At 43.0% G+C, this 8,420-nt stretch carries 8 protein-coding genes; 7 read left to right on the top strand and 1 reads right to left on the bottom strand.

The window, feature by feature from the left end:
* The 6 genes from GMD3S_RS0205120 to GMD3S_RS0205095 all read left to right on the top strand — a co-directional run.
* The coding region (locus tag GMD3S_RS0205120) for a Spy0128 family protein (protein ID WP_025172958.1) at nt 1-1,322 on the top strand (1,322 nt) is incomplete at its 5' end.
* 171 nt (nt 1,323-1,493) lie between these two features.
* Nucleotides 1,494-1,952, top strand: coding sequence for a CtsR family transcriptional regulator (locus tag GMD3S_RS0205115; RefSeq protein ID WP_001211258.1), 459 nt, complete (start codon nt 1,494-1,496; stop codon nt 1,950-1,952).
* A gap of 1 nt (nt 1,953) precedes the next feature.
* Nucleotides 1,954-4,386 carry an ATP-dependent Clp protease ATP-binding subunit gene (locus GMD3S_RS0205110; RefSeq protein ID WP_001109729.1) on the top strand — a complete coding sequence of 811 codons (2,433 nt, stop codon included), beginning with the start codon at nt 1,954-1,956 and terminating at the stop codon, nt 4,384-4,386.
* Nucleotides 4,387-4,532: 146 nt separating this feature from the next.
* Nucleotides 4,533-5,591, top strand: coding sequence for an AAA family ATPase (locus tag GMD3S_RS0205105; RefSeq protein WP_000730570.1), 1,059 nt, complete (start codon nt 4,533-4,535; stop codon nt 5,589-5,591).
* 9 nt (nt 5,592-5,600) lie between these two features.
* A complete protein-coding gene (gene pnuC / locus GMD3S_RS0205100; RefSeq protein ID WP_000736880.1) occupies nt 5,601-6,380 on the top strand; it encodes a nicotinamide riboside transporter PnuC in 780 nt (259 codons plus the stop codon).
* Nucleotide 6,381: 1 nt separating this feature from the next.
* Complete coding sequence (locus GMD3S_RS0205095; RefSeq protein WP_000785841.1) at nt 6,382-7,155, top strand: NUDIX domain-containing protein; 774 nt, start codon at nt 6,382-6,384, stop codon at nt 7,153-7,155.
* A 48-nt stretch (nt 7,156-7,203) separates the two neighbouring features.
* Here the strand turns inward: GMD3S_RS0205095 and GMD3S_RS0205090 are convergent, their stop codons facing one another.
* Nucleotides 7,204-7,434, bottom strand: coding sequence for a hypothetical protein (locus GMD3S_RS0205090; protein WP_000933131.1), 231 nt, complete (start codon nt 7,432-7,434; stop codon nt 7,204-7,206).
* 263 nt (nt 7,435-7,697) lie between these two features.
* Here GMD3S_RS0205090 and GMD3S_RS0205085 point away from each other — a divergent pair, with 263 nt between their 5' ends.
* Nucleotides 7,698-8,381: a hypothetical protein gene (locus GMD3S_RS0205085; protein WP_000730896.1), complete on the top strand. Its 684-nt coding sequence runs from the start codon at nt 7,698-7,700 to the stop codon at nt 8,379-8,381.
* The last annotated feature ends 39 nt before the right edge of the window (nt 8,382-8,420 follow it).

The following is an 8,420-nucleotide window of genomic DNA, read 5'->3' as shown; positions in this document are numbered from 1 at the left end:
CTGCAGGCCCTCACACTTACACAATTACTGAAAAAGCAGGTAGCGAAGCAGGTGTGACATACGACACTGCTACACATGAAGTGACAGTAAACGTTACAGATAATGGTCAAGGCAAACTTGTTGCAACTGCAACTAACAACAACCCAACCTTCACAAACACTTATAAAGCAGCTACAACAACAGCTACTATCACGGCTACTAAAGTCTTGAATGGTAAAGCTCTAGAAGCAGGTAAATATGAGTTTGAACTTAAAGAAGGTGACAAAGTCGTTGCAACAGCTAAAAATGCTGCAGACGGCACTGTTACTTTCAAAGAAATTGAGTTCAATGAAGCAGGCGACCACACTTACACTATCACTGAAAAAGCAGGTAGCGAAGCAGGTGTGACATACGATACTGCCAAACACGAAGTTAAGGTGAACGTTAAAGATGACGGTGCAGGTCAACTTGTTGCAACTGTTACAGGTAACAACCCAACCTTCACTAACACTTATAAAGCAGCTTCAACAACTGTAAATATTACCGCTAAGAAAGTCTTAGAAGGTAAAGCCCTTGAAGCTGGTAAATATGAGTTTGAACTCAAAGAAGGTGACAAAGTAATCGGAACAGCTAAAAATGCTGCAGACGGTACTGTTGCTTTCGAAGGTATCGAATACAAAGAAGCTGGTGAGCACACTTACACTATCTCTGAAAAAGCAGGTAACGAAGCAGGTGTGACATACGATAAATCTACTCACAATGTAACAGTAAAAGTTACAGATAATGGTCAAGGTCAACTTGTTGCGACTGTAACTGACAACAACCCAACCTTCACAAATACTTATGTTGCATCTTCAACAAAAGTAACCTTTACAGCTAAGAAAGTCTTGAAAGGTGATAAAGAGCTTGTAAAAGGTCAATTTAAGTTTGAACTTAAAGAAGGTGACAAAGTCGTTGAGACAGCTACAAACGCTGCAGACGGTACTGTTACTTTCACAGCAATTGAGTACAAAGAAGCAGGTGAGCACACTTACACTATTACTGAAGTAAAAGGTAACGATGAGAATATCAAATATGATGAAAATTCTTACGAAGTGACAGTAAAAGTGACAGATAATGGTGCAGGTCAACTTGTAACAGAAGTTACAGGTAACAACCCAACAATCACTAACACGTATACTGAACCGAAAAAAGAAGAACCTAAGGAAGGTCCTAAGGGTGAACAGCCTAAGGGAGATTTGCCAAACACTGGTGGAGCAGACTTTACAGCATTCTCTACTATTCTTGGTCTAGTTCTTGCAGCTTTGGCAGGACTTGTATACCGTGCTAAAAAAGTTGACTAATCTTAACTTTGAATAACTAAAAAAGATGGCGACTGTTTTACAGTCCCATCTTTTTGTTTTGGATAGTTTATAATAATCTTCGCAACTCGTTCCCTTTTCCTTTAAAAAAATCAAAAATTTCGGTATAATAGTCAAAGATAGTCAAGGTTCAAAGAAGGAGTTTGATTTACTATGAGATTTAAAAATACATCAGATCATATCGAAGCCTATATCAAGGCGATTTTAGACCAGTCTGGTATCGTGGAATTGCAGCGGAGCCAGTTGGCAGATACCTTCCAGGTTGTACCGAGCCAGATCAACTATGTCATCAAGACTCGCTTTACGGAAAGTAGAGGTTACTTAGTTGAGAGCAAGCGTGGTGGTGGAGGCTACATTCGCATAGGGCGTATTGAGTTTTCCAATCATCACGAGATGCTACGCGATTTGCTTTATTCAATCGGAGAGCGAGTTAGTCAGGAGATTTATGAGGATATTCTCCAGCTTTTGGTGGAGCAGGACTTGATGACCAAGCAAGAGATGACCTTGCTGACTTCTGTAGCAACAGATCGTGTCCTAGGGGAAGAATCTTCAGTTGTCCGTGCCAATATGCTCCGACAGCTATTACAAGAGGTAGATAGAAAAGAGAAGTAAGATGAACTATTCAAAAGCATTGAATGAATGTATCGAGAGTGCCTACATGGTTGCGAGCCATTTTGGAGCCCGTTACCTAGAGTCTTGGCATTTATTGATTGCCATGTCTAATCACAGTTACAGTGTGGCAGGTGCGACTCTAAATGATTATCCATACGAGATGGACCGTTTAGAAGAGGTTGCGTTGGAACTGACTGAAACCGACTATAGCCAAGATGAAACTTTTACGGAATTACCCTTTTCCCATCGTTTGGAGGTCCTCTTTGCGGAAGCAGAATATGTAGCCTCAGTGGTACATGCTAAGGTGCTAGGGACAGAGCATGTCCTCTATGCGATTTTGCATGATGGTAATGCTTTGGCAACTCGCATCTTGGAGAGAGCAGGCTTCTCTTATGAAGACCAGAAAGATCAGGTCAGAATTGCTGCTCTTCGTCGTAATCTAGAAGAGCGTGCTGGCTGGACAAGAGAAGATCTCAAGGCTTTGCGTCAACGCCATCGCACAGTAACTGACAAGCAAAATTCCATGGCCAATATGATGGGCATGCCTCAAGCTCAAAGTGGTGGTCTAGAGGACTACACGCATGACCTGACGGAGCAAGCGCGTTCTGGCAAGTTAGAGCCAGTTATCGGTCGAGACAAGGAAATCTCACGTATGATTCAGATTTTGAGTCGGAAGACCAAGAACAATCCGGTCTTGGTTGGAGATGCGGGTGTCGGGAAAACAGCTCTGGCACTTGGTCTTGCTCAGCGTATTGCCAGTGGGGATGTGCCTGCGGAAATGGCAAAGATGCGTGTTCTAGAGCTTGATTTGATGAATGTTGTTGCGGGGACACGTTTCCGTGGAGATTTTGAAGAGCGCATGAACAATATCATCAAGGATATAGAGGAAGATGGCAAAGTGATCCTCTTTATCGATGAACTCCACACCATCATGGGTTCTGGTAGCGGTATTGACTCGACTCTGGATGCAGCCAATATCTTGAAGCCAGCCTTGGCTCGTGGAACTTTGAGAACGGTTGGTGCCACCACTCAGGAAGAATACCAGAAACACATCGAAAAAGATGCTGCCCTTTCTCGTCGGTTTGCCAAAGTGACGATTGAAGAGCCAAGTCTAGCTGACAGTATGACCATTTTGCAAGGTTTGAAGGCCACCTATGAGAAACACCACCGTGTGCAAATCACAGATGAAGCTGTTGAAACGGCTGTCAAGATGGCGCATCGTTACTTGACCAGTCGTCACTTGCCAGACTCTGCTATCGACCTCTTAGATGAGGCGGCAGCAACAGTGCAAAACAAATCCAAGCATGTGAAAGCAGACGAATCCGACTTGACTCCAGCTGACAAGGCCCTGATGGATGGCAAGTGGGAACAAGCTGCCCAGCTAATCGCAAAAGAAGAGGAAGTTCCTGTCTATAAAGACTTGGTAACAGAATCTGATATTTTGACCACCTTGAGTCGCTTGTCGGGTATCCCAGTCCAAAAACTGACGCAAACGGATGCCAAGAAATACCTGAATTTGGAGGCTGAACTACACAAACGTGTCATCGGCCAAGATCAAGCTGTTTCAAGCATTAGTCGTGCCATTCGTCGCAATCAGTCAGGTATTCGTAGTCACAAGCGTCCGATTGGTTCCTTTATGTTCCTAGGGCCGACAGGAGTCGGTAAGACCGAATTGGCCAAGGCTCTGGCAGAAGTCCTCTTTGATGACGAATCAGCCCTTATCCGCTTTGATATGAGTGAGTATATGGAGAAATTTGCGGCTAGCCGTCTCAATGGAGCACCTCCTGGCTATGTGGGCTACGAGGAAGGTGGGGAGTTGACCGAGAAGGTTCGCAACAAACCTTACTCAGTACTTCTCTTTGACGAGGTAGAAAAGGCCCATCCAGACATCTTTAATGTCCTCTTGCAGGTTTTGGACGACGGTGTCTTGACAGATAGCAAGGGGCGCAAGGTTGATTTTTCAAATACCATTATCATCATGACGTCAAACCTTGGTGCGACGGCTCTTCGTGATGACAAGACGGTCGGCTTTGGCGCTAAAGACATTCGTTTTGACCAGGAAAATATGGAGAAACGAATCTTTGAAGAGCTGAAAAAAACTTATCGACCAGAGTTTATTAACCGTATTGATGAAAAGGTAGTCTTCCATAGCTTGGATAGCGAACATATGCAGGAAATTGTCAAGATTATGGTTAAACCATTGATTGCTAGCCTAGCAGAGAAAGGCATCGACTTGAAACTGCAAGCTTCAGCCCTGAAGTTGCTAGCTAGTCACGGTTACAATCCAGAAATGGGAGCCCGTCCACTTCGCAGAACCCTGCAAACAGAAGTGGAAGATAAGTTGGCAGAACTCCTCCTTAAGGGAGAACTTGTAGCAGGCAAGACCCTCAAGATTGGTGTCAAAGCTGGTCAACTAAAATTTGATATTGCTTAAAAATGGAGAGTCAGGAGCAGTCCTGATTCTTTTTTTTCTACTTTTTTATAAAAAAGTAGAAAAAACTATTGACAAAACAAAAATATAGTGTATAATAAAAACATAGAAAATAAAAATATCAAAAACTATAAAAAGGTAAAACGTTTATGAAAAAGAAAACAGCAGTGGTATTTGGGACCTTTGCCCCTCTTCATCAGGGTCATATCGATCTGATCCAGCGAGCGAAGCGTCAGTGTGACCAGGTCTGGGTAGTCGTTTCAGGCTACGAGGGAGACCGAGGTGAGCAGGTAGGTTTAAGTCTTCAAAAACGATTTCGCTATATCCGAGAGGCTTTTCGGGATGACGAGTTGACCTCTGTCTGCAAGCTGGATGAGACCAATCTTCCCCGTTACCCTATGGGCTGGCAGGAGTGGTTGGACCAGATGTTAGCGGAGATTTCCTATGATGAAACCCAGCAAGAACTGACTTTTTTTGTAGGAGAAGCAGACTACCAGCAAGAGCTAGCTAAACGTGGATTTGGCACTGTCTTGCAAGAAAGAAAGTTTGGTATCTCAGCGACTATGATTCGAGAAAATCCAAGCAAATATTGGAAATACATCGCTCAACCCTTCCGTCGTCAGTTTACAAAGAAAGTGTTGATTATGGGAAGTGCTAGCAATGGGAAGACCACTCTGGCCAAGGATTTGGCAAGGTATTACGATGCGCCCGTTAGTCTGGAATACGCGCGTGAGTACCAGATCAAAAACAATGTCCGCGATGATGAATTGACTCCAAAGGATTACTACTATCTCCTGTTGGGACAGTATGACCAGACCTCCAAGTTAATCGACAGCAATGCCAATCGAGGCCTAGTGATAGCCGATACCAACTCCTTGGTAACCAAGGGCTACTATGACTATTACATGGAGACTGAGGACCAAGGGGACTTATCAGGAGAAACCTTTGACAATCTCTTTGTTTCGATCTTGGCCAAGGAAAAATGGGACTTGATTCTCTTCGTGCAACCTATCGGTTCCTATGTCAATGACGGATTTAGAGATATGACCATGGCAGAGGACCACATTCGCTACAGTTTTTCCCAGCATTTGGATGAGATGAGGGAGAGATACTTAACGACTATTCCTTTAGTTTATCTAGCAGAGGATTATCTAGGCAATTATGAAGCAGCAAAAGTGGCTATTGATGCCATTTACCAAGCAGATTAGGAGAAAAATATGAAAAAGCTAACTGAAAAAATCACACAATTTATCGAAAACTTTAAAAATGTCCATGCAGAAGCCCGCAAGATCGGTTTTGCAGGAATCATGCGCTTGCTATGGAAAGATCTCTTTGTCGGCCGTAGTCCTTTCCAGTGGTTGTATCTCATCGCCTTGTCAAGTGTTCCCTTGATCTTGGAGTTTACACAAAATACGGAAAGTCATGACTGGCTGAGCTTGTTTGCATCTTGGACTGGGATTGTCTGTGTTATCTTGGTAGCAGAAGGGCGTGCAAGCAATTATCTTTTTGGGGCTATTAACTCAGCTATCTATTTGATTTTGGCCATGAATGCGACTTTTTATGGTGAAGTTTTAACGACTGTTTACTTCTTTGTCATGCAGCCGATTGGTCTCTATGCTTGGCTGTCCAATCGTATCAACGACCAAGGAAAACCAGAAGAATCCCACTTTGAAGCTAAGAAATTATCTGTTCTTGATTGGCTCAAGTACTTGGCCTTGACTGCTATTATCTGGATTGGTATGGGCTTGGCTTACCAAAGTATCAATAGCGCCCGTCCTTTCCGTGATAGTGTTACTGATGCGACTAATGGTGTTGGTCAGCTCTTGATGACACGTCTCTACCGTGAGCAATGGATTTTCTGGATTGCAACCAATCTCTTTAGTATTTATCTCTGGTGGGGTGAAAATATCCACATCCAAGGGATGTACTGGGTTTACACACTCAATAGTCTAGTGGGATGGTATCAATGGACCAAGGCAGTTCGAAAGGAGGCATAAGATGGCAGACACAAAGATTCCAGCCGGGATGACGGAAAAAGAATATTATGAAATCCATGCCAGTCAGGAGGAGTTTTTAGACTGGTACTACAAGCAGGAACTCCCTCAATATGAAAAACCAAGTGTGACAGTGGATATGGTAGCCTACTGCTTTGTCGAAGGAAAGATCAAGCTCCTGCTAATCCGTCGCAAGGCTCACCCTTATCAAAACTGTTTGGCTTTGGTTGGAGGCTTTATGGACAAGGGAGAAGATGCTGCACATGCCTGTCAGCGCGAGGTGAGAGAAGAAGTCAATCTCGATCTACCTTTGGAGAAAATCGAGCAATTGATGACGGTATCGACCCCCGGTCGTGATCCACGGGGCTGGACAGTGACCATTGCCCACTTAGTGTACCTACCTAGTCGTGCCTTAGACCTCGTTCAGGCAGGTGACGATGCCAAGGATGTGGTTTTTGTAGATGTTGATTTCCAGACAGGTAAATGCTACCTTGAGGGAGTCGAGCTGGACGAGAGAGCCTTCGCCTTTGACCATTATGCCATTATCCAAGAATCCATCAAACGAATCCAAGGCCGTCTCGACTGGAATCCGACCTTCCTTTATCTTCTGGAGGAGGAGTTCACTGTCTATGAAGGAACCGAACTAGTCAATCTCATCAACCCCGGTCGGCCCATCGTCAGCAATAACTTTCTCGTAAAATACGGCGAATATGTAGAAGAAGTCGGCCTCAAACGAGTGCCTAAAAAGAAACCAAGAAAAACCTATCGATTGAAATAAAAAGTGAGGTCGGGACAAAGTTCCCGACCTCTTTATTTATCATCATTTTTATGAATGGCTATCTTTCTTAGAATTGCTCAACAGGTGAGTAAAAAAGTCTTTGTATCGATACTTGAGATAGTTCTCATGTAAAAATAACAAAGCGATATAAACAATCATAAAGATTATAGTCAGATAGAAGACATCAAATGCAGTTCGCGCATAGTAAGTGGCTGATTGATAAGAGCCAATTGTTCCCAAAATCAACCAAGGAAGATACTTGTAATACTTATTTAGCATAAGAGCATACCTCCTATATTCTATTTCAATGTTATTATATTCCTTTGTCTAACACAATGCAAGCGATTACACAAAGGTGATGTAAAAATAGGACTCTTATCTAAAAAATTTTCTATTTTTCTGTTTTATTACGAATAGAAATAGTAGAGAGAAATTTTTTAAAATAGTTTCTCTAAATAGTTGACAGATTCAAGGCTCAATGTTACAATTATATTACAAAAAGATTTCCTAACATTTCAAAAATGTTACAAAGGAGTAGAAAAATGAAAAAGAAAACCTATATCAAATTGATGGCAGCGACTGTATTGGCTTCTACCTTGCTACTAGGAGCTTGTGGAAATAAAAACGAATCCACTCAAACCAGTAGCTCTGCAAAGACAAGTCAATCATCAAGTTCTAAAGCAGCTTCTTCTAGCAAAGAAAGCAAGACACAAAAATCTTCAAGCTCAGCTTCATCTGAAAAAGCTCAGGCATCTTCTGGTCAGTCTTCTACAACGGCAGATCAGTCACAAGCGAAACCAGCACCTGAATCAAGACAAGAACAAGCAGCTCCTAGTCAACAAGCCCCATCTCAGGCACCTTCAACTCAGCAAGACTCTCAAGCCCAGTCTAACCAGTCAGGCTATGATCCAACAACTGACCGCCAACTTCAAGACAAGCAAGCAGAACACAACAAACGCTACAAGGGTGTTTTAACCATGGTCGATGGTGACTTCTCAGCAGCTGCAGGCAACTGGAAGGGAGCAAATGGCGAAACTATTACGGTTTCATCAGGGGGCCAATTTACAGTAGAAACTGCAGATGGAAAGAAAGAAAACTATTCTATCAGAGGCTACTCTTACACCCTTGATGATGGCAAGTATAATGCCAAAATCGGTGGAGGAAAAATCATCCAAATTACAACAGGTGCGGATGGTAAAGTTTCGAGCGTTGCCTTGATTCAATAATAGTACCTAGGTTTTCCTAGGATCTAAAAAACCGTAAAC

Origin of the sequence: Streptococcus sp. GMD3S (assembly GCF_000298695.2) — a bacterium.
Lineage (GTDB): Bacteria > Bacillota > Bacilli > Lactobacillales > Streptococcaceae > Streptococcus.
This window is presented reverse-complemented; position numbering and strand designations above follow the sequence as displayed.